Raw genomic sequence first — 20,070 nt, 5'->3', positions numbered from 1 at the left:
TTCATAGAAGTTGTTGTAGTTGGTGATGTCGTCCCAACTGTTGGGGGTCAGCTCTTGGCTGGCCTGGGCCGAGCCCGCCACACCCGCCAGCCCCATCCCGGCCAGACCGGCCATGATCTGGCGGCGGTTCATATATAGGTGTTGGGGCGTGATATCCGCCTGTGTCAGGTTGTTCGTCCAGCGCTTGGCCATGTGTGTCCCTCTCCGATCCGTTTCAAAGAAGATAGGCCAGCCCCTAAGGACCGGCCAACCAACATCATCTCACGATGGCGTGCCCAGACTGTAACGTTAGATCGCCCCCGAGGAATAGCTGGGCCGGATCTTGTTCAACGGGATCGAGTCGCCATTGGCCTGCACGATCCGCACATGGCGCCGCCGCATCAGGCGTGGTTCGGCCACACCGACCGAATGGGCGATGATCTCGACCTCTTTGATGACCGAGGTCGCATAATTGGCGACTTTCTTCCATTTGTCCTCGACCACCAGACCGCTTTGGAAGCGCGGGTCATGGGTGGTGATGCCGGTGGGGCAGGTGTTTTTGTTGCACTTCAGCGCCTGGATGCACCCCAACGAGAACATGAAGCCGCGCGCCGAGGTCACAAAATCCGCGCCCGCACAGATCGCCCAGGCCACGTCACCCGGATTCACCAGCTTGCCGCTGGCGATGATGCGGATGCGGTCCTTCAGCCCATACCGGTCGCGCAGGTCGACGATCCGCAACAGCGCCTCGCGCAGGGGCATCCCCACCAAGTCAATCAGCGGCATCGGCGCCGCGCCAGTCCCGCCCTCGCCGCCATCAATGGTGATGAAATCGGGGGCGCAATCCGAGCCACGCTGTTTGATCAGCTGGAACATTTCCTCCCACGCATCCGACGAGCCGATCACAGTTTTGAACCCGCAGGGCTTGCCGGATACCTGGCGAATGTGAGTCATCATATCCAGCAGGTCGTCAAAACTGTCGATCTCGGCATGGCGATTGGGCGAGATACTGTCCTTGCCCATGGGCACACCGCGAATGCGCGCGATCTCTTCGTCGATTTTCTCGGCCGGGAGGATGCCGCCTTTGCCGGGCTTGGCGCCTTGTGCCAGCTTCAGTTCGAACATTTTCACCTGGGGGTGCTCGGCCACCTTGCGCAGCTTGTCATCGTCCAGGTTCCCGTGCTCGTCCCGGATGCCGTATTTGGCCGTCCCGATCTGATAGACCAGATCGCAGCCCCCCGTCAGATGAAACGGAGACATCCCGCCCTCGCCCGTGTTCAGCCAGATCCCGGCCCGCGCCGCGCCACGGCTCAGTGCCTCGACCGCAGGACGCGAGATCGCGCCATAGCTCATCCCCGAAATATGAAAGATCGACTTTGCATTATATGGGATCGCCGCCGTCGGCCCGATGATCATCGGCTTGGTCGCGGCAAATTCGTCATCCAATGGCGGGAAACACGCATTCACGAAAATCGGGGTGCCGGGAATCGACAGGTTGCGGGTCGATCCAAAGGCCACCGTATTCCCCTTGCCGCTGGTGGAATGATACACCCAATCCCGCTGCGCCCGGTTAAACGGCATCTCTTCGCGGTCCATCGCGAAAAAGTACTGACGAAAGAATTCGCCCAGTGATGTGAACAAATGCCGGAACCGCCCAATCACCGGATAGTTCCGCCGGATCGCGTCTCCGGTCTGCGTTTTGTCGATGAAATAAAGGAAGATCGCACTCAGCGATCCCGCCCCCAAAACAATGACAAAAAGAAGCGCCAAAACGATCAGCACATTCAACGCGAAGTCCATCATATATTCCTTTTGATATACGTCAAAGTGCGCGAGAAAGGTAAGTGTCAGGTTAAGCTTTGAACTGCTCGCTCGCGCCGTCGGGCCGAGCCTAACACCCGGAGGAGAATATACAATGAAAGCTCTTGCACTGGCGGCAGGAATTATCCTGTCCGCAAGCGGCGCCCTGGCGGACGGCCTGGTCAGCTATACCACGGACGAAGCCTTTGACGATGTGGTGTTCGGGCTGGAAAACGCCATTCTGGATGAAGGCCTGGTAATCGACGGGACCTCGCATGTCGGCGACATGCTGGAGCGCACCCGCGCGGATGTGGGATCGGACGTCACGGTGTTCACCAAGGCCGATGTCTATTCCTTCTGCTCGGCCAAGATCTCTCGCAAGGTGATGGAGGCCGATCCGATGAATATCCGTTTCTGCCCCTATGACATTTTCGTCGCGCAGATGCCCGACAGCCCCGATCAGACCATCATCGGCTATCGCGCATTCCCCGAGGGCCCGATGCAAGAGGTTCAGGCCCTGCTGGACAGCATTGTCCGCTCGGCCATCGGGATGGAATAAGGAAAGGCCCGGCGGTTGCGCCGGGCCTTTGTCGTTACGCCAGAACGGCGGCCAGCGATTGCTGCCAGGGCGTTGTGGGGCGGCCGATCAGGGTGCTCAGCGCCTTGCCGTTTTCCTCCAGCGCGCCTTTAGCAGCCCCCACATCCGAATCCGCCAGTACAGCCGCGAACCCTTCGGGCAGACCGGCCTGAACCAACGCACCGGCGTAATCGGCCTGGGGCAGGTCAGTATAGGCGATGGGTTTCCCCGCCAGTTTGGTGGTTTCCAGCGCCAGATCGTTCAGCGAATAGGACACATCACCCGCCAATTCGTAGACCTTGCCGGCCTGAGCCTCGTCCGAGGTCAGAACGGCCACAGCCGCGGCCGCATAATCCGCCCGCGCCGCGCCCGAGATCCGGCCCTCACCAATCGCGCCAATATAGGTGCCGTGTTCAACCGCCATGCCGGCCGTGCCAACGTTGTTTTCGCTGTACCAGCCGTTGCGCAACAGCACGTGCGGCACACCGCTTTCGGCCAGATAGGCCTCGGTTTCCACATGCTCAGCGGCCAGCGCCAGCGGCGAGCTATCGGCCCGCAGCAGGCTGGTATAGGCGATCAGCGACACGCCAGCGCCCTTGGCCGCATCAATCACGTTGCGATGCTGCGGCGCGCGCTGGCCAACCTCGGACGAAGAGATCAGCAGCAGCTTTTCGATGCCCTCCATTGCGGCACTCAACGCGGTGGGATCGGTGTAGTCACCCATCCGGGGGGTCACCCCTAGCGCCTCGATCTCGGCTGCGGCCTCGGGGCGGCGCACAAGCGCGGCGATCTGATCGGCAGGGGTGGATTCCAACAGTTCGCTCAGAACCAGTTTGCCCAGCTGCCCACTGGCGCCGGTGATCAGGATGGTGGGGGCCATGGTGGCTTCCTTTCAGTCTAGAAATTAGGTATGGTCTCTTATCTAGACCACATCCCCGACTCGCGTAAGGAGGCACCTTTTCATGCCCAGGTCACACTCAAGTAACCCCCTGCCTGCCGATGTGCTGCAACGGTTCTGGACCTGGAAGGGCCAAGAATTTGACAGCACCGCCTGCCCCGTGCGCGATGTGCTGGACCGGGTCAGCGAAAAATGGACCACGCTGTTGCTGATCATCCTGGCCGAAGGACCCAAGCGGTTTTCAGAACTTCAGCGCGGGGTACCCGACATTTCAAAACGGATGCTGACGCAAAGCCTGCGCAACCTGGAACGAGACGGGCTGATCTCGCGCTCGGTCTTTCCGACGAAACCGCCCAGCGTCGAATATGCGCTGACCGATCTTGGGCAGTCCTTCATGGCTCCGCTGGCGCATCTGCTGGATTGGGCGGATGGGCAGCATGACGCGATCCGCACCGCGCGTCATTCCTATGATGCAGCGCAAGAGCCACCCAAGAAACTGGCCCCATACGCCTAAGGAAAAGCCCGCCGGTTAGGGCGGGCTTTCGCGTTAATGGACAACCGCATCTTGCGGGGGTTCCTGATTGGAATTGCCGACCCGATCGCCGATGATCAGACCTTCGGCCCCGGCGGTCACCGGAACGATGGCGCCATCCTTGATGTCTCCGCCCAGCAGCAGTTCCGCCAGCGGGTCCTGCAAAGCGCGTTGGATCACCCGTTTCAGCGGGCGCGCGCCGAACACCGGATCGTACCCTTCGTCCGCCAGCCATTTGCGTGCGGCCTCGTCCAGTTGCAGACTGATCTTGCGCTGTGCCAGACGTTTGCCCAGCAGAGCCAGCTGGATATCGACGATCCCGTCCATGTCCGCACGGGCCAGACGATCAAAGATGATCAGCTCGTCCAGACGGTTCAGGAATTCAGGCCTGAAATGCGCCCGCACGGCATCCATCACGTCGCGTTTGGCGTCCGCACTGTCCGCGCCCTCGGGCAGCTGACTGAGCGATTGCGCGCCGAGGTTCGAGGTCAAAATGATCAGCGTCTGCTTGAAGTCCACGGTGCGGCCCTGACCATCGGTCAGAACGCCGTCATCCAGCACTTGCAGCAGCACGTTGAACACGTCCGGATGCGCCTTTTCCACCTCGTCGAACAGCACCACCTGATAGGGGCGACGGCGCACAGCTTCGGTCAGCACCCCGCCTTCGTCATAGCCAACATAGCCCGGAGGCGCACCGATCAGACGGGCGACCGAGTGTTTCTCCATGAACTCGGACATATCAATGCGCACCATGGCACTGTCGTCGTCGAACAGGAATTCGGCCACGGCCTTGGTCAGCTCGGTTTTACCCACGCCGGTCGGGCCGAGGAACAGGAAGCTGCCCAAGGGCCGGTTTTCATCGTTCAACCCAGCGCGCGCACGGCGCACGGCGTTGGCGACGGCCTTAACGGCGGCATTCTGGCCGATGACGCGTTTATGCAGGCCGTCTTCCATCGACAGCAGCTTTTCACGCTCGCCTTCCAGCATTTTCGCGGTCGGGATACCGGTCCAGCGCTCCACCACCTGGGCGATCTGTTCGGGGCGAACGGCCTCTTCGACCATCATGCCCTGATCCTCGGCCTCTTCGGCCTCGGTCAGCTGTTTTTCCAGGTTGGGAATCACGCCATAGGACAGCTCGCCGGCCTTGGCCAGATTGCCTTCGCGCTTGGCGATCTCCAGATCGGCGCGGGCCTTGTCCAACTGTTCCTTCAGATCACGCGCGCCAGCGAGTTTGTCGCGTTCTGCCTGCCATTTGGCGGTCAGTTCGGCACTGCGGTCCTGCAGATCGGCCAGTTCTTTTTCCAGCGTTTCCAAGCGGTCCTTGCTGGCGGCATCATCCTCCAGCTTCAGGGCCTCGACCTCGATCTGCATTTGCAGAATGTTGCGGTCCAGCTGGTCCAGTTCCTCGGGTTTGGAATCCACTTCCATCCGCAGACGGCTGGCGGCTTCGTCCACCAAATCAATCGCCTTATCGGGCAGGAACCGGTCAGTGATATAGCGATGGCTGAGCGTCGCCGCCGTCACCAGAGCCGAATCCGAGATCCGCACCCCGTGGTGCAGCTCGTATTTTTCCTTGATACCGCGCAGGATGCTGACCGTGTCCTCGACGGTGGGTTCTTCCACCACAACGGGCTGGAAACGCCGGGCTAGGGCCGCGTCTTTTTCCACGTATTTACGGTATTCATCCAGCGTGGTCGCACCGATACAGTGCAGCTCGCCCCGCGCAAGCGCCGGCTTGATCAGGTTCGCCGCATCCATTGCACCATCGGTTTTCCCGGCACCAACAAGCGTATGCATCTCGTCGATGAACAGGATGATTTCACCGGCGGCTTCGGTGACCTCGGTCAGAACGGCCTTCAGGCGCTCTTCGAATTCACCGCGATATTTCGCACCAGCGATCAGCGCGCCCATGTCCAGCGCCAGAAGTTTCTTGTTGCGCAGGGATTCAGGCACGTCGCCATTGATGATCCGCAGGGCCATGCCCTCGGCGATGGCCGTTTTGCCCACACCGGGTTCGCCGATCAGCACCGGGTTGTTCTTGGTCCGGCGCGACAGAACCTGCATCGAGCGGCGGATTTCCTCGTCCCGCCCAATGATCGGGTCGATCTTGCCCTCTTCAGCCGCCTCGGTCAGGTCGCGCGCGTATTTTTTCAGCGCGTCATATCCCTCTTCAGCCGAGGCACTGTCAGCGGTCCGCCCCTTACGGATATCATTGATTGCGCCGTTCAGTTTCTGAGGCGTCACCCCCCCGGCAACCAGAGCGTCCTTGGCCTTGGATTTGACCATGGCCAGCGCCATCAGCACGCGTTCAACCGGAACAAAGCTATCGCCCGCTTTCTTGGCGATCGCTTCGGCCTCAGCCAGAACCTTGCCAGTGGCAGCATCCATATAGACCTGCCCCGCATCGCCCGAGACTTTGGGTTGTTTGTCGACAACCGCGTTCACAGCCTCGGTTACCGCAGCGGCATTCCCGCCCGCGCGGTTAATCAGATTGGCACTAAGCCCCTGATCGTCGTCCATTAATGCTTTTAGAATGTGTTCGGGCAGCAGACGCTGATGCCCTTCCCGCATGGCGATCGTCTGGGCGGCCTGAATGAAACCGCGCGACCGCTCCGTGAACTTGTTCAAGTCCATGGTTCTCTCCTTCTTATAAGCGTCCGGTTTGCGATGCCCACCCATGCGGCACATCCTGTTTCGGACCTTGACCTATAGGTGGCAATTCCCCCCGCCCGCTTCAAGGGTTTGGCGAAGCCTCTGATGCAATTTTTGGACCATCAGCAACCAGAGCTTAACCCACCTTACGCTAGGCAGATAGAACAAGGGGGCCTTGGCATGAATGTAACGGAAATCTCGGTCTGCCGCCTGCCCGGCCAAACACCTGATGGCTGGATACGCGGAATTGTGACGATTTAAACGGATCGCAAGCGCAATCACATCCTGCACTGTCAGATCCCCCAACCGGGGGCCAAGGGTGCGCGCGCGGCTTTGATCGCCGATGCATTGCGCCAACTGTCCCGGATGCCGGAACATCGCAGGCTGCACCGGGCCAGCTAGGCTTGACGCCCCAGCACGATCCCGCGAAAAGGGCGCAACCCGATATATGCAGGAGCGCCCCCATGTCTGACGACCGTTTGATCGTAGCCCTCGACGTCCCCAATGTTCTGGCCGGTATGGAGCTGGCCGAGAAACTGGGCGACTCGGTGTCGTTCTATAAAGTCGGTCTGGGGATGCTGACCGGCGGCGGTCTCGCACTGGCCAACGAGCTGAAGCAGGAACACGGCAAGCGCATTTTCCTGGATATGAAGTTCTTTGACATCGGGGCGACGGTCGAAAACGCGGTGCGAGGCGTGGCGCAGTTTGATCTGGATTTCCTGACCGTGCATGGGGATCCCCATGTTGTGCGTGCGGCCAAAGAAGGCGCCAGCGGCAAAGACCTGAAAATTCTGGCCGTGACCATCCTGACCTCGCTGGACCGCGCTGATCTGGATGCGGGCCTGATCAAGCCCGGTGACATCAAGGATCTGGTGCTGGAACGCGCCGCCAAAGCCTTTGAGGCCGGGGCAGATGGCGTCATCGCCAGCCCGCAAGAGGCCGCGCTGATCCGCGCCCTGCCCGAATCCAAGGACCGCCTGATCGTTACCCCCGGTGTGCGCCCGACCGGCGCGGCCCTGGGCGATCAGAAGCGCGTGGCCACCCCGGCCCAAGCCCTGACAGACGGCGCAGATCACATCGTGGTTGGCCGCCCGATTTGGGCCGCCGAGGACCCGCGCGCCTCGGCTCAGGCGATCCTCAGCGAAATCGCAGCCGTCTAACCGGCACGCCCCATCGCGGCGGGCGAGGCCAGGAAATCCGCCACGCGCGTTGCAAAATGCGGGATCGCGCGATCATGGGTCAGATAGTCTTGGGCGGCCATCAAGGTCCAATACTGACCCTCGTCGCCCATCCGAACATCCCGTGCGCGCTCGGCGGCCAGCATGGCCCCGAAAAACCAGACAGGCTCGCCGGAACTGGCGACATACGCGCGTTTCCAGATCAGCTCTGACGCAGGCACGATCAACCCCAGCTCTTCTCGGGTTTCGCGCGAGGCGCAGGTTTCCGGGCTTTCCAATCCTTCGCGCCCACCGCCGGGCAGGTCCAGATACCCGGCCCACGGCAGGCCCGGTTTGTCATCGCGCATGATCACGGCCAGATGGCCGCCGATAAACAGCGCCAGTTTGGCGCCCCTGAAATGTGTATCTTCGGTCATGCCCATTATATAGTGGCCCTGCTGTCGCCCGCTATTATTGTCACGAAACTCTGAACAGATGCCTACACTGTGCCGAGATTGCCTGCATACCTTTGATCATGGCGCGCGTTGTCCGTCCTGTCACGGGCGACGTGTGATCGCGCACCCCGAACTGTTCGATCTGTCCATCGCCCATATGGATTGCGATGCGTTTTATGCCAGCGTTGAAAAGCGTGACAATCCGGACCTGGCCGACAAACCGGTGATCATCGGAGGCGGCAAGCGTGGCGTGGTCTCGACCGCCTGCTATGTGGCGCGCATTCGCGGGGTGCGCTCGGCGATGCCGATGTTTCAGGCGCTGAAACTGTGCCCCGATGCGGTGGTGATCAAGCCGCGCATGCACGCCTATGCCGAGGTCAGCCGCGCCATCCGCACCATGATGGAGGAAATGACGCCCTCGATCCAACCCTTGTCGCTGGACGAGGCGTTCCTGGATCTGACCGGCACCCAGCGCCTGCATGGCGTGCCCCCTGCGGTGATGCTGGCGCGGCTGGTCAAACGAATGCGGGACGAGCTGGGCGTCACGGGCTCGATCGGCCTGAGCCACAACAAATTCCTAGCCAAGGTGGCCTCGGATCTGGATAAGCCGCACGGGTTTTCGGTGATCGGACAGGCGGAAACGGCCGATTTCCTGCGCGATAAACCGGTGCGGATGATCTGGGGGGTGGGGCAGGCCACGCAGGCCGCGCTGGAAAAGGCCGGGATTCGCACCTTTACCGATCTGCTGCGCTGGGACCGTCAGGATTTGCATCTGCGTTTTGGTTCAATGGGGGATCGGCTGTGGCATTTGGCGCGCGGGCAGGATCGGCGCCGCGTGTCCGCGCACGAGCCGATCAAATCCATCTCGAACGAGACCACGTTTTTCGAAGACACCTGGAATGCCGAGGTGCTGGACGGCCATATCTGGCGCTTAGCTGAAAAGGTCGCCAGCCGGGCCAAAGCGCGTGAACTGGCCGGGCGGGTGGTCACCCTGAAGCTAAAACGGGCTGATCATCGCAGCCTGACCCGCCGCCAATCCCAGCGCGAACCCGTGCAACTGGCCGACACAATCTATCGCGTCGCACGGGCGCTGTATGATCAGGTGGGCAATGAGGGCCCGTATCGCCTGATCGGTGTCGGAATTTCCGATCTGGCTCCAAACTCACAAGCCGCACTGTCAGGTGATCTGCTGGACCCCGAGGCCGAAACCCGCGGCCGCGCCGAACGCGCAACGGACGAGATCAAACGCAAGTTCGGCAAAGACGCGATCATCAAGGGGCGCGCATTACGCTGATCACTCGGCTGCCAGGCTCTGCTTGGGCTCGCCAAAGGCCGTGATCTTGGCAATCACGCGCGACATCGCGGCCTGCATCGCCCGGAAATTGCCGTTTGGGCGGATCATCTGTTCGTTCATGTACAGCGAGCGGTCGATTTCCACCTGAACCACATGCTGCCCGCGCGACGGACGACCATAATGCTGAGTCGTATAGGCCCCCGCGAACGGCACGTTGCGCACCACGCGCAACCCCTCGGCGGTAAAGGCGTCCTCGAGCATGTCCATCACCTCCGTGGACGAGGCCGCCCCGAATTTATCCCCCAGCACCACCTCGGGGCGGCGCGGCATGGTGCGGGCCAGATTGTCCAGCGCCTCGTGCGGCATGGAGTGGCAATCGATCAAAATCGCCTCGCCAAACTGAGCACGTGTGTCGGCCAACAGCTCGGTCAGCTTGTCGTGGTAGGGGTGCCAGCAGGTGTTCAGGCGGTCCTGCACCTCGGACATGGTCAGTTTGCCACTATAGATACACCGCCCGTTGGACACGACGCGCGGCACGACTCCCAGACCAGAAACGATTCGCGGGTTGTAGCTGACACTGCGAATCCCCCTGATCAGGGCGGGGTCCAGTTCGTCCGGGCTGCGGTTCAGGTCAACATAGGCACGCGGTGCCTTGGCCAGCAGCAACGGCGCGCCGAATTCGGGTGCCGAAGCGAATAACTGGTCAACAAAAGCATCCTCGGACGACCGAATCGTCTGGTCATCCAGCACAGATTGCCGCAAAAACCGGGCCGAATAGTCCCGCCCACTATGAGGAGAGGCAAAAACAGCGCTTGTACTGCGCGTTTTCGGCATCGACAGGCTGTAGGCGGTCGTGGTCATGAAATCTCCTTACACAAGAAATATCATAGACTGAATAATCTTGTGACCAAAAGCCCTTGATCCCCCCGCCGACTCCTTTTATAGAGCGCGAACCGGCGCGGATTTCCGCGCCCCTTTCATTAGGGGCATGGGCACCAAACTGGATAAATACGGGCGATTAGCTCAGCGGTAGAGCACTTCGTTGACATCGAAGGGGTCACAAGTTCGATCCTTGTATCGCCCACCATTTCTTTCGTTTCCATCAGGAAACGACCCGCAACCCAAGGCGCCCGGCGCCGCGAATGAAGGAGAGGACCATGAAGGTCAAGAACTCGCTCCGCTCGCTCAAGCAGCGTCACCGCGATTGCCGTATCGTGCGCCGCAAAGGCCGCGTCTACGTGATCAACAAAACTCAGCGTCGTTTCAAAGCTCGCCAGGGCTAAGACAACGATCAGAAGTTATGCAAAAGACCGCCTTGGTTCGTCCAGGGCGGTCTTTTTCTGTGTCAGTTTTGTAAAAGTTGATCCGCGTCAAGAATTCGACAAGACGCGCGTGTCATGTGGCCAACAGACCTGTTCATCGACATGCAGAGGCCAAGATGACCCCAATTCCTGCCCAAGCAACGCGCCAGACCCACAAACACGAAACCTTTGACCGGGCTTTGCGGGCCTCGATGGCGCGCCTGACCGCAGGGTTGTCCCCCTATGCCGCCGCCGCAGCCTGGAGCGATTGGCTGGCGCATCTGTCGACAGCCCCGGGCCGTCAGGTTGAAATGGTCGAGCACGCCCAGAAAAACGCGATGAAACTGGCGGCGTTCTGGGCCGGGCAGATCCACGGGGACGCCCGACCGCCCTTTCGCCCCAAACCCGAGGACCACCGTTTCATCGATCCCAACTGGCAAAAGCCGCCGTTTGATCTGATGCAGCAGGCCTTTTTGGCGACACAGGACTGGTGGGATCACGCAACCTGCTGCGTGCCGGGGGCCTTGCCGCAAAATACCGACCGCGTCAGCTTTATGGTGCGCCAGATGCTGGACATGATTGCACCGTCGAATTTGCCCAGCCTGAACCCCGAGATTCTGGCCAAAGCGCGTGAAACCAAGGGCCAGTCGATGATCGACGGTCTGAAACTGCTGATGCAGGACGCTCAGGATGCCGCCACCGGCGAGCATCACACGAACAACGGCGATTTCGAAGTCGGCAAGACCCTGGCCTGCACCGAAGGCCAGGTGGTTTTTCGCAATGAAATCATGGAGCTGATCCAGTATACACCGAAGACCGACAAGGTGCAGGCCGAGCCGATCCTGATCGTGCCTGCCTGGATCATGAAATACTACATTCTGGATCTTAGCCCCCACAATTCGTTGATCCGATATCTGGTCGAACAGGGCTTTACGGTCTTTGCGATCTCTTGGGTGAATCCGTCTGCCCAGCAGCATGATCTGGAGCTCGAGGACTATCGCACCCAGGGTGTCATGGCGGCGGTCAACGCGGTTTCGACCATTGTGCCTGACCAGAAAATCCACGCCTGTGGCTATTGTCTGGGCGGCACGATCCTGTCGATCAGCGCTGCGACCATGGCGCGGGATGGCGATGACCGCCTGGCCTCGGTCACCCTGTTGGCCGCCCAAACCGATTTCACCGAGGCGGGCGAACTGATGCTGTTTCTGGATGAAAGCCAGGTCGCCTATCTGGAGGACATGATGTGGGATCAGGGCTATCTGGATCAAAGCCAAATGAGCGGGGCCTTCCAGGCCCTGCGCGCCGAAGACCTGATCTGGACCCGCGCGGTGCGCCGGTACCTGATGGGGATCGAGGACAAGGCCGCTGATATTTCCGTCTGGAACATGGATGCGACCCGGATGCCGGCGAAAATGCACTCGCAATACCTGCGTTCGCTGTTCATGGAAAACCGTCTGACGGCGGGGCGCTATGCTGTTGATGGTCGCGTGATTGCGCTGAAAGACATCAAGATCCCATTCTTCATCGTCGGCACGGAAAAAGACCACATCGCTCCCTGGCACTCGGTTTACAAGACCAAGCTGTTCACGGATGGGGACGCGCGCTTTGTGCTGGTCAAGGGTGGCCACAATGGTGGCATCATCAGCGAACCCGGACATCCGCGGCGCCACTATCGCATCGGGCACCGCAAACCCGGCGCGCTGTATATGGACCCGGATACCTGGCTGGCCAATCACGATGTTCAGGAAGGGTCCTGGTGGCCGGAATGGTCGAACTGGCTGTCGCAACACCAAACCAGCGCCGAGCCAGTGGCGCCCCCTGAAATGGGAGCGCCCCAAGCCGGTCTGCCCACACTAATGCCAGCCCCCGGCAGCTATGTGTTCATCGACTAGTTCTTGACCACCGGCACCAGCAGCAACAGCATCGTTTTCTGCGATACAAAACCGGTGGCGGTCATCCCGTTCGCGCGTTGGAACTTGCGCACGGCACGGCGGGTTTTCTTGTCAAACTTGCCGTCCAGAACGCCAGGTTCGTATCCGCGCGATTTCAGCGCCTTCTCGATCAGCAAGCGCGTGGCGGTACTGCGTACGAACAGCTCTTCTTGGGCTTTGTCCCGCTCGATCGCGTCGCGGTTTCGAGCGTTCTCTTCCAGTTCGGCGATCCGTTCCTGTGCCGCGGTCTGATATTGGCTGTTGGGATGCTGACGCAAGAAGTCGCGATAGGCGGCAATCGTGTCCTGAGACCGCGCCCGATCCCACGCCGCCCGAACGCGCTGATCCGCCTGATCGCGTCGGCGCTCTTCGATTTCAGCAAGCTGGCGGCGTGCACGATCTGCATAGATCCCATCCGGGTAGCGGCGCAAATACCGGCGCAGGCCCCGTTCTCCGTCCCGACTGCCGACGCCCTGCCAGAAATCCCGGTCGCGGCGTTCCTCTTCAAGGCGGCGCTCTCGTTCTTCCTCTTCCAGGCGACGGGCCCGCGCTTCGGCATCACGATCCAGCAGCGTGATCAGGTTGCCCGAGACATAGCCCGTATCAGGAACACCCTTGCTGCGCTGATAGGCGGCAATCGCGGCGCGGGTTCCGGACCCGAAAATGCCATCAATGCCGCGCGTATCGAACCCAAGAAAGCTCAGCTGCCGCTGGATGGTTCGGCGCGCGTCCCGGCTAAGGTTCAGCGCGGCCTCGGTGGCTTGCGCTTCGCGCAGGGGGGCATCGCGAATATCTGCGATCCGGTTTCGGGCGGCCGAAACGTACTCGCCATTGGGATATCGGCGCAGATAGGCGCGGTAGGCATCAATCGTGTCCACGTCACGCGCAGCCGTCCAATAGCTTTCTTCGGCAACCACACCCGCGTGTTCAGGCGAGATGGTCGCCCGCCCGCCACCCAGCGCCTGATCAGGCAAATACCCCGCCCAGGACAGATCCGAGGGTCCCTGCGCTGCCAACTGCGCCAAGGGGCGCCCCGGCAAGACCTGACCCCGCAATAACGTCAAAGCCGAATCCGCACGGCCCTCCAGCAAGGTCACGCCCTGGGGCAGATCGAACTGTCTGGTGCCTGCCTTCAACCCGGTGCCCAGGTTTGGTTTCGACCACGAGGGCGTCAGCACCATCAGCGCCTTTCCATCGAAATCAGACAACAGATCGCTTACTGCGGCCAATGACAAGCCGTGCTGACCGACATTTAAGGCACTTACCGCATCCCCCCGGCTGGCCAGAAACCAGCTGTCGGATGGCCCATCCACAAAATGCCCCGACAAAACGACGATCACGCGATCGACCTGCCCGGATTCCAGGGCCCGGGCAAAATCAAAGGCCAGCCGCGACTGACCACGGGCATCCAGATCCTCGCCGTGAATCAGCGTAAACCCGGCGCGCTCAAACGCGGTTTTGAAACCGTCGTGGCGGGCGGAATCCAACGCATCTGGTTGACGGGTATAGTCCCGGTTGGTCAACAACAGCGCGTAATCCTCGGCCCAGGACGGCAAGGCCGTGGACGCCAAAATCGCCACGGCCCCAAGAATTGTTCGACAGCTCAACATGACAGACCTCCCTTAGGTATCTGCCTTTTAGCTTAGTCATATGTGCGTTGATCTTCGATAACTTTTCCGTCGTTAGGCAATGACCCGGGTGCGACGACCTCGATTTTCCCTTTAAGTTTAAGGGCATCCACGACCGACCCGGCATAGGCGTCGACCGAGCCTCCGTCTGATTCGATTTGCACCGTCATCGTATCCATTTCGCCTTCTCGTCCTGCAATAACACGGGCTTTGACGATCTCGGCGTGTTTGGAAACCAGCGCGGCCACCTGTTCGGGGCGCACGAACATGCCCTTGATCTTGGTGGTCTGATCGGCGCGCCCCATCCAACCTTTGATGCGGGCATTGGTGCGTCCGCAGGGGCTGTTTCCCTCCATGATCGCGCTCAGATCGCCGGTGGCGAAGCGTACCAGCGGATAATCTGGGTTCAGCGTGGTCACGACCACCTCGCCGACCTGGCCTGGAGCCACGGGGGTGCCGGTGCCTGGGGTCACGATTTCCACGATGACATTTTCATCGATGATCATGCCCTCCATGGCCTCGGATTCGTAGGCGATATTGCCCAGATCGGCGGTGGCATAGGATTGCAGGCAGGAAATCCCCCGATCCGCATATTCCTGACGCAGCGAGGGGAACAGCGCCCCACCGCCAACAGCGGCCTTGGTGATGTTCAGCTTCAGCCCCATCGCCTCAGCCTTGTCCAGAATGACCTTCAGGTAATCAGGCGTGCCCGCATAGGCGGTCACGCCAATATCCGCCGCAGCACGTGCCTGCAGTTCGGTCTGCCCCGTCCCGGCGGGCAACACCGCGGCGCCCACGGCCCGCGCACCAGATTCGAAGATCATCCCGGCTGGCGTCAGGTGATACCCAAAGCAGTTCTGAACGATGTCGCCCTGCCCGATCCCGCAGGCATGCAGGAAACGACCCATGCGCCACCAGTCATGCTCGGTTCCACCCGGTTCATAGATCGGGCCCGGAGACTGAAAGATATGCGCAAACCCGGAAACACCGCGTGTGGTCAACCCACCAAAAGGCGCGTCCGCTGCCTGGGCGCTGACCAGATCCGATTTCCGCAGCACTGGCAGTTTGGCCAGATCCGTGATCCCGGTGACCGCAGCGGGATCGACCTCGGCCAGAGCATCGGCATAGCCCGGCAACCCTTTGGCCCTGGCAATCTGCGTGGGCAGGTCTTGGGCAAGGGCGGCGGCGCGCTCATCCGCGCTGCGCGTTTCAAGGTCGTCGAAATAGCGGGTCATCTACTGGTCTCCTGGCCGGAATGCGGGTGGGTGTTCAAAGCGGATCAGCTGAGCCAACGCTTGCGGCGACGATACGAACGCACATCGCGGAAGGATTTGCGCCCTTCGTCGGACATGCCCAGATAGAACTCTTTCACGTCCGGGTTTTCGCGCAATTCGGCGGCGGGGCCGTCCATCACCACACGCCCCGATTCCAGGATGTAACCGTAATGCGCAAAGCGCAGGGCCACGTTGGTGTTCTGTTCCGCCAAAAGGAAGGTCGCGCCTTCTTTTTCGTTGAGGTTCTTCACAATGTTGAAGATTTCCTCGACCAGCTGCGGCGCCAGACCCATCGAGGGTTCATCCAGCAGGATGCACTCGGGTTTGGACATGATCGCCCGACCGATCGCAACCATCTGCTGTTCCCCCCCGAGGTATAGCCCGCCTGGCTTTTACGGCGCTCTTTCAGACGGGGGAAATAGTCGTAGACCATGTTCAGATCAGCATCGATATCCCCGCGCGAGACACTGCGGGTATAGGACCCGGTCAGCAGGTTTTCCTCGACGGTCAGGTGTTCGAAACAATGGCGGCCCTCCATCACCTGGATCACGCCACGGCGCACCAGATCGGCGGGGTTCAGATCCTGAATCCGTTCGCCGCGATAGTTGATCGAGCCTTTGGTTACCTCGCCGCGTTCAGACCGCAGCAGGTTGGAAATGGATTTCAAAGTGGTGGATTTCCCAGCACCGTTGCCGCCCAGCAGCGCGGTGATCCCGCCCTTGGGCACGCTCAGGCTGACCCCTTTGAGCACGAGGATCACGTGATTGTAGATCACCTCGATATTGTTGACCTCCAGAAGCGTTTCCTGGCTGTGATCGGCGTCAAGCATCTGCGTTGTCTTTCCTGTCGAAATTCGGGGGTCCCGGCCAGAACTGGCCCGGCCGGGACGATGTCAAACGCTTAGTTGCAGCGTTCCGCGATGTTGTTTTCCTTGGCGAACGCGGCCGAGTCGGCCTCGATCAGCGGGCCAACAACACTTGCGTCCGAGGCAACAAAGTCCGTCACCAGCGACCACTGCTTGGCACCGGCATCCCACTGCGCAACGGCAGCCATGCCATCCCCACCGTGGTTTTCACAGCTCACCGCGAATTCAGGACCAAAGCCCGGCAGACCGGCGGCTTCCATCTCGGCTGCGGTGATTTCCAGGCCTTCCATCGCATCACGCATCATCGCTGCGGTGATCTGCGAGGTGCCATTGGCCGCTTGTGCGTCCTTGGCGGCTTCGGCAGCCAGGAAGGCCGCATAGACACCACGGTTGTACAGGACGGTACCGATCTGGTCGCCCGCACCGGCCGCTTTGCCCGCATCAACAACGTATTTCTGGATGTCCCCAAAGACCGGGAAATCCGAGCCCACATTGTGGAACTGCAGCGCCTTATAGCCATTCGCACCGGCACCGGCGGGCAGCACGTCAAGCTCGGCGCCCGACCACCAGATACCCATGAAGTTTTCCATCGGGAAACGGATGTTCGCGGCCTCTTGTACGGCCACCTGGTTCATCACGCCCCAGCCCCAGAACAGAACGAAGTCCGGACGCTCGCGACGGATTTGCAGCCACTGCGATTTCTGTTCCTGACCGGGGTAATCGATCGGGATCGCGTTGAATTCAAAGCCTTCGATTTCCGACAGCTTTTGCAGGGTCGGGATCGGCTCTTTGCCGTAAGCACCGTTGAAGTGCAGCAGGGTGATTTTCTTGCCCTTCAGCGACCCACCCGAGACGTCCTTGAAGTGTTTCACACCGACCGAGGCACCATCCCAGTAGTTCACCGGATAGTTAAAGATATGGCTGAAAACCTTACCGTTCTTCGCCGAGGTCCGGCCATAGCCCATGGTGTGAACGGGGATGCCGTCAGCGGTGGCTTTGGGGATCAGCTGGTAGGTGATGCCTGTCGACAGGGGCTGATACACCAGCGCGCCGTCGCCTTTGGTCGCTTCATAGCATTCCACACCTTTTTCGGTGTTATAGGCCGTTTCACACTCGGGGACCTTGATCATTTCTCCGCCAATGCCGCCGTCACGCTCGTTCAGCAGGGTGAAATAGTCCGAATAGCCATCCGCGAACGGAATACCGCCCGCTGCAAAAGGACCAGTACGGTAGCTGAGCGACGGAAACACCAGGTCCGCCATCGCGGGCCCTGCGGCCAGGGCCGCGCCCAGTGCCAGAGTTGCCAGTTTCGTTTTCATCGGGTTTCTCCTCCCTTGGTTTTGTCCGATGGTGTGGCTGGGGCGCCTCCCCGCGCCCCGGGCCGTATCTGAGTTGACCTGCCCTAGTGTGGGAAAGGCCAAAGCCGTAGTTTTTCCTTGGCGACGCGCCACAGCTGCGCCAGCCCGTGCGGTTCTGCGATCAGGAAGATAATGATCAGTGCGCCAACGATGATCAGCTGAAGGTGCGCCACCATATCGGTGGGCCAACCCAGCCAATCCACCCCGACGATTTTCAGCACAACTGGCAGCACCACCAGGAAGGCTGCGCCGGCAAAGCTGCCAAAGATCGAGCCCAGGCCGCCGATGATGATCATGAACAACACCAGGAACGATTTGGTGATGCCAAAGGCCTCGCCAACCTCGACCGCGCCCAGGAAGACCGAGAACAAAAGCGCCCCCGAGATGCCCACGAAGAAGCCCGACACAGCAAAGGCACTGACCTTGGCCTTCAGGGGGTTCACGCCAATAATCTCGGCCGCGATGTCCATATCCCGGATCGCCATCCAGCGACGGCCTTGCGTGCCCCGCGTCAGGTTCCGGGCGATGATCGCGCTGATTGTCACGAAAACCAGGCAGAACATATAGGTCGCCCAGGCGTCGGTGTTGGGGCCGGTCACAGCCACGCCGAATACGGTGCGCTCAGGCGCGTTGATCTGGCCCGAGGCCGAGTAGTTGTAGAACCACGGCACCCGGTTGAAGAGCCACACCAGAAAGAATTGCGCCGCCAGCGTCGCCACGGCCAGATAGAACCCCTTGATCCGCAGGCTGGGCAGGCCGAACAGCACACAAACGATGCCGGTGATCCCCCCCGCGATGAGGATATGGAAAAAGATGTTCACCTCGGGCATGGCGGTCATCAGCTTGTAGCAGGCATAGGCCCCCACAGCCATGAAGCCCCCGGTGCCCAGCGACACCTGCCCGCAGTATCCGGTCAGGATGTTCAGACCAATCGCCGCGATCGAGTAGATCAGGAACGGCAGGAAAATCGCATTCACCCAATAGTCGTTGACGATGAACGGCACGACCAGAAAGGCCACCAGAAGAACCGCGTAATACCGATACCGGTCGAACTTGATCGGAAAGGTCTGGTTGTCGGCGGCATAGGACGTTTTGAAATCGCCCGCTTCACGATAGAACATGTTTCCTTACCCCTGCTCGTTTGCGTGGGTGAACCCCAGCGCCGAATTGTTGACCTTGTGACCGCGCGACAGCTTGAGATAGGCGATCACGCCCGTCAGGAACCCGGCTCCGGCCAGGATGGCTGCGGTCAGGATCTGGCTTTGTGTCAGCTCGGTCGCTGTCAGGGCGATGTATCCAAAGGCCCAGAACCCCGACCAAGAGATCACATTGATGATGGCAATCAGCTTGTTCATGGTCAGACCCTCTCGATGATTTTTTCGCCGAACAGGCCCTGAGGACGGAACACCAGGAACACCAGCGCCAGAACATAGGCGAACCAGTTTTCAGTGGCGCCGCCGATATAGGGGCCGATCGCGAATTCGAACAGTTTTTCACCCACGCCGATGATCAGACCACCCACGATGGCCCCCGGGATCGAGGTAAAGCCGCCCAGCATCAGCACCGGCAAGGCCTTGAGCGCGATCAGGGACAGGCTGAACTGCACGCCCGATTTGGCGCCCCACATGATGCCCGCGACCAACGCCACGAACCCAGCGACCGACCAGACCATCACCCAGATGAAGTTCAGCGAGATGCCGACAGACAGCGCCGCCTGGTGATCATCCGCCACAGCGCGCATGGCGCGGCCTTGTTTGGTGTACTGACTGAACAGCACCAGGGCGATCACCAGAATGGCGGCGACAACGGTTGCGATCATGTCCAGTTTGTCCAGGAAGAAGCCGTAGAAACGATCGTTGCCAAAACCCAGCCACTGGGTGTTTTCCTCGATCCACAGGCTACCGCCTTGCGGCAGGCCCACGTCCAGTGTCTTGATGTCGGATCCCCACATCAGGTCACCGACGCCTTCCATGAAATAGGCCAGACCGATGGTGGCCATAAACAGGATGATCGGTTCCTGGTTCACAAGGTGGCGCATCACGAAATGGTTCACGGCCCAGGCCAGGAACACCATAACCGCCATGGTCAGGATGATCGCCAACACGGCAGGGACGTTCCAGCCGAAGTGGTGGACCTCGGTCCCGAAAATTACGTTGATCAGGTGGGCAAAGGGCACCTGACCCTCCATGATCCCAACCAGCGTCAGCGCGGCGAACAGGGCCATAACCCCTTGAGCATAGTTGAAAATTCCCGAGGCCTTGTAGATCAGCACAAAGCCCAGCGCGACAAGCGCATAAAGCACACCGGCCATCAGACCGTTCAGGACAACCTCGGTGCCGTAAAGGAGTTGTTCAGGCATTGGCTTGGCC

The 20,070-nt window shown here is 60.5% G+C and carries 18 protein-coding genes, 1 tRNA gene and 1 pseudogene (1 of these 20 only partly in view); 7 read left to right on the top strand and 13 right to left on the bottom strand.

The window, feature by feature from the left end:
- Positions 1-192, bottom strand: the 5' portion of a protein-coding gene (gene msrP / locus ACXADQ_RS08065) for a protein-methionine-sulfoxide reductase catalytic subunit MsrP (RefSeq protein WP_475318415.1). 711 nt of this gene lie to the left of the window's left edge; only the first 192 of its 903 coding nucleotides appear in the window; its start codon is at positions 190-192; its stop codon lies off the left edge, out of view.
- 96 nt (positions 193-288) lie between these two features.
- Positions 289-1,779 carry an FMN-binding glutamate synthase family protein gene (locus tag ACXADQ_RS08060; protein WP_475318410.1) on the bottom strand — a complete coding sequence of 497 codons (1,491 nt, stop codon included), beginning with the start codon at positions 1,777-1,779 and terminating at the stop codon, positions 289-291.
- A 115-nt stretch (positions 1,780-1,894) separates the two neighbouring features.
- Here ACXADQ_RS08060 and ACXADQ_RS08055 point away from each other — a divergent pair, with 115 nt between their 5' ends.
- On the top strand, positions 1,895-2,338 hold the full coding sequence (locus ACXADQ_RS08055) for a DUF302 domain-containing protein (protein WP_475318404.1): 444 nt from the start codon (positions 1,895-1,897) through the stop codon (positions 2,336-2,338).
- Between the two features lie 34 nt (positions 2,339-2,372).
- On the opposite strand, the gene ACXADQ_RS08050 is transcribed toward ACXADQ_RS08055, so the two are convergent.
- Positions 2,373-3,236, bottom strand: coding sequence for an SDR family oxidoreductase (locus ACXADQ_RS08050; RefSeq protein WP_475318401.1), 864 nt, complete (start codon positions 3,234-3,236; stop codon positions 2,373-2,375).
- Positions 3,237-3,318: 82 nt separating this feature from the next.
- Between ACXADQ_RS08050 and ACXADQ_RS08045 the strand changes: the two genes are divergently transcribed.
- Entirely contained in the window at positions 3,319-3,768 is a 450-nt protein-coding gene (locus ACXADQ_RS08045; RefSeq protein WP_475318397.1) for a winged helix-turn-helix transcriptional regulator, read from the top strand.
- 33 nt (positions 3,769-3,801) lie between these two features.
- Here the strand turns inward: ACXADQ_RS08045 and clpB are convergent, their stop codons facing one another.
- Positions 3,802-6,420, bottom strand: a complete 2,619-nt coding sequence (gene clpB, locus ACXADQ_RS08040; RefSeq protein ID WP_475318392.1) for an ATP-dependent chaperone ClpB — start codon at positions 6,418-6,420, stop codon at positions 3,802-3,804.
- Between the two features lie 482 nt (positions 6,421-6,902).
- Here clpB and pyrF point away from each other — a divergent pair, with 482 nt between their 5' ends.
- Positions 6,903-7,598: an orotidine-5'-phosphate decarboxylase gene (gene pyrF, locus ACXADQ_RS08035; protein ID WP_475318389.1), complete on the top strand. Its 696-nt coding sequence runs from the start codon at positions 6,903-6,905 to the stop codon at positions 7,596-7,598.
- Here the strand turns inward: pyrF and ACXADQ_RS08030 are convergent.
- On the bottom strand, positions 7,595-8,032 hold the full coding sequence (locus ACXADQ_RS08030; RefSeq protein ID WP_475318385.1) for an NUDIX hydrolase: 438 nt from the start codon (positions 8,030-8,032) through the stop codon (positions 7,595-7,597). The genes pyrF and ACXADQ_RS08030 overlap by 4 nt on opposite strands.
- Positions 8,033-8,090: 58 nt before the next feature.
- Here ACXADQ_RS08030 and ACXADQ_RS08025 point away from each other — a divergent pair, with 58 nt between their 5' ends.
- Entirely contained in the window at positions 8,091-9,344 is a 1,254-nt protein-coding gene (locus tag ACXADQ_RS08025) for a DNA polymerase IV (RefSeq protein ID WP_475318380.1), read from the top strand.
- On the opposite strand, the gene ACXADQ_RS08020 is transcribed toward ACXADQ_RS08025, so the two are convergent.
- On the bottom strand, positions 9,345-10,205 hold the full coding sequence (locus ACXADQ_RS08020; protein ID WP_475318376.1) for an N-formylglutamate amidohydrolase: 861 nt from the start codon (positions 10,203-10,205) through the stop codon (positions 9,345-9,347). It abuts the gene before it with no gap.
- 151 nt (positions 10,206-10,356) lie between these two features.
- Between ACXADQ_RS08020 and ACXADQ_RS08015 the strand changes: the two genes are divergently transcribed.
- The 3 genes from ACXADQ_RS08015 (at position 10,357) to ACXADQ_RS08005 (ending at position 12,537) form a co-directional block, all read left to right on the top strand.
- Positions 10,357-10,431 (top strand) — tRNA-Val (locus ACXADQ_RS08015).
- 70 nt (positions 10,432-10,501) lie between these two features.
- On the top strand, positions 10,502-10,627 hold the full coding sequence (gene ykgO, locus ACXADQ_RS08010) for a type B 50S ribosomal protein L36 (protein WP_035255927.1): 126 nt from the start codon (positions 10,502-10,504) through the stop codon (positions 10,625-10,627).
- 155 nt (positions 10,628-10,782) lie between these two features.
- Complete coding sequence (locus ACXADQ_RS08005; RefSeq protein WP_475318369.1) at positions 10,783-12,537, top strand: PHA/PHB synthase family protein; 1,755 nt, start codon at positions 10,783-10,785, stop codon at positions 12,535-12,537.
- Here the strand turns inward: ACXADQ_RS08005 and ACXADQ_RS08000 are convergent.
- The 7 genes and pseudogenes from ACXADQ_RS08000 to ACXADQ_RS07970 all read right to left on the bottom strand — a co-directional run bounded on the left by ACXADQ_RS08000 (position 12,534) and on the right by ACXADQ_RS07970 (position 20,060).
- Positions 12,534-14,186 carry a peptidoglycan-binding domain-containing protein gene (locus tag ACXADQ_RS08000; protein WP_475318366.1) on the bottom strand — a complete coding sequence of 551 codons (1,653 nt, stop codon included), beginning with the start codon at positions 14,184-14,186 and terminating at the stop codon, positions 12,534-12,536. The genes ACXADQ_RS08005 and ACXADQ_RS08000 overlap by 4 nt on opposite strands.
- A gap of 32 nt (positions 14,187-14,218) precedes the next feature.
- Positions 14,219-15,439 (bottom strand): phenylacetate--CoA ligase family protein, encoded by a 1,221-nt coding sequence (locus ACXADQ_RS07995; RefSeq protein WP_475318363.1) that lies wholly within the window; start codon positions 15,437-15,439, stop codon positions 14,219-14,221.
- A gap of 44 nt (positions 15,440-15,483) precedes the next feature.
- Positions 15,484-16,307: pseudogene (locus ACXADQ_RS07990) on the bottom strand (ABC transporter ATP-binding protein).
- A gap of 71 nt (positions 16,308-16,378) precedes the next feature.
- A complete protein-coding gene (locus ACXADQ_RS07985; RefSeq protein ID WP_475318360.1) occupies positions 16,379-17,662 on the bottom strand; it encodes an ABC transporter substrate-binding protein in 1,284 nt (427 codons plus the stop codon).
- A gap of 83 nt (positions 17,663-17,745) precedes the next feature.
- A complete protein-coding gene (locus ACXADQ_RS07980) occupies positions 17,746-18,822 on the bottom strand; it encodes a branched-chain amino acid ABC transporter permease (protein WP_475318357.1) in 1,077 nt (358 codons plus the stop codon).
- 6 nt (positions 18,823-18,828) lie between these two features.
- Positions 18,829-19,056, bottom strand: coding sequence for a hypothetical protein (locus ACXADQ_RS07975; protein WP_475318354.1), 228 nt, complete (start codon positions 19,054-19,056; stop codon positions 18,829-18,831).
- A 2-nt stretch (positions 19,057-19,058) separates the two neighbouring features.
- Positions 19,059-20,060, bottom strand: coding sequence for a branched-chain amino acid ABC transporter permease (locus ACXADQ_RS07970; RefSeq protein WP_475318350.1), 1,002 nt, complete (start codon positions 20,058-20,060; stop codon positions 19,059-19,061).
- Between the last annotated feature and the right edge of the window lie 10 nt (positions 20,061-20,070).

The sequence above is a fragment of the Thalassovita sp. ABM4_323 genome (assembly GCF_056158665.1).
The sequence above is the reverse complement of the archived record's forward strand: the minus strand, read 5'-3'. Positions and strand labels throughout refer to the sequence as shown.

Excerpts from the sequence above, each read along its gene's own strand:
- ACXADQ_RS08060 (WP_475318410.1), bottom strand. The coding sequence starts at position 1,779 with ATGGACTTCGCGTTGAATGTGCTGATCGTTTTGGCGCTTCTTTTTGTC.
- ACXADQ_RS08055 (WP_475318404.1), top strand. The coding sequence starts at position 1,895 with ATGAAAGCTCTTGCACTGGCGGCAGGAATTATCCTGTCCGCAAGCGGC.
- ACXADQ_RS08050 (WP_475318401.1), bottom strand. The coding sequence starts at position 3,236 with ATGGCCCCCACCATCCTGATCACCGGCGCCAGTGGGCAGCTGGGCAAA.
- ACXADQ_RS08045 (WP_475318397.1), top strand. The coding sequence starts at position 3,319 with ATGCCCAGGTCACACTCAAGTAACCCCCTGCCTGCCGATGTGCTGCAA.
- clpB (WP_475318392.1), bottom strand. The coding sequence starts at position 6,420 with ATGGACTTGAACAAGTTCACGGAGCGGTCGCGCGGTTTCATTCAGGCC.
- pyrF (WP_475318389.1), top strand. The coding sequence starts at position 6,903 with ATGTCTGACGACCGTTTGATCGTAGCCCTCGACGTCCCCAATGTTCTG.
- ACXADQ_RS08030 (WP_475318385.1), bottom strand. The coding sequence starts at position 8,032 with ATGACCGAAGATACACATTTCAGGGGCGCCAAACTGGCGCTGTTTATC.
- ACXADQ_RS08025 (WP_475318380.1), top strand. The coding sequence starts at position 8,091 with ATGCCTACACTGTGCCGAGATTGCCTGCATACCTTTGATCATGGCGCG.
- ACXADQ_RS08020 (WP_475318376.1), bottom strand. The coding sequence starts at position 10,205 with ATGACCACGACCGCCTACAGCCTGTCGATGCCGAAAACGCGCAGTACA.
- ykgO (WP_035255927.1), top strand. The coding sequence starts at position 10,502 with ATGAAGGTCAAGAACTCGCTCCGCTCGCTCAAGCAGCGTCACCGCGAT.
- ACXADQ_RS08005 (WP_475318369.1), top strand. The coding sequence starts at position 10,783 with ATGACCCCAATTCCTGCCCAAGCAACGCGCCAGACCCACAAACACGAA.
- ACXADQ_RS08000 (WP_475318366.1), bottom strand. The coding sequence starts at position 14,186 with ATGTTGAGCTGTCGAACAATTCTTGGGGCCGTGGCGATTTTGGCGTCC.
- ACXADQ_RS07995 (WP_475318363.1), bottom strand. The coding sequence starts at position 15,439 with ATGACCCGCTATTTCGACGACCTTGAAACGCGCAGCGCGGATGAGCGC.
- ACXADQ_RS07985 (WP_475318360.1), bottom strand. The coding sequence starts at position 17,662 with ATGAAAACGAAACTGGCAACTCTGGCACTGGGCGCGGCCCTGGCCGCA.
- ACXADQ_RS07980 (WP_475318357.1), bottom strand. The coding sequence starts at position 18,822 with ATGTTCTATCGTGAAGCGGGCGATTTCAAAACGTCCTATGCCGCCGAC.
- ACXADQ_RS07975 (WP_475318354.1), bottom strand. The coding sequence starts at position 19,056 with ATGAACAAGCTGATTGCCATCATCAATGTGATCTCTTGGTCGGGGTTC.
- ACXADQ_RS07970 (WP_475318350.1), bottom strand. The coding sequence starts at position 20,060 with ATGCCTGAACAACTCCTTTACGGCACCGAGGTTGTCCTGAACGGTCTG.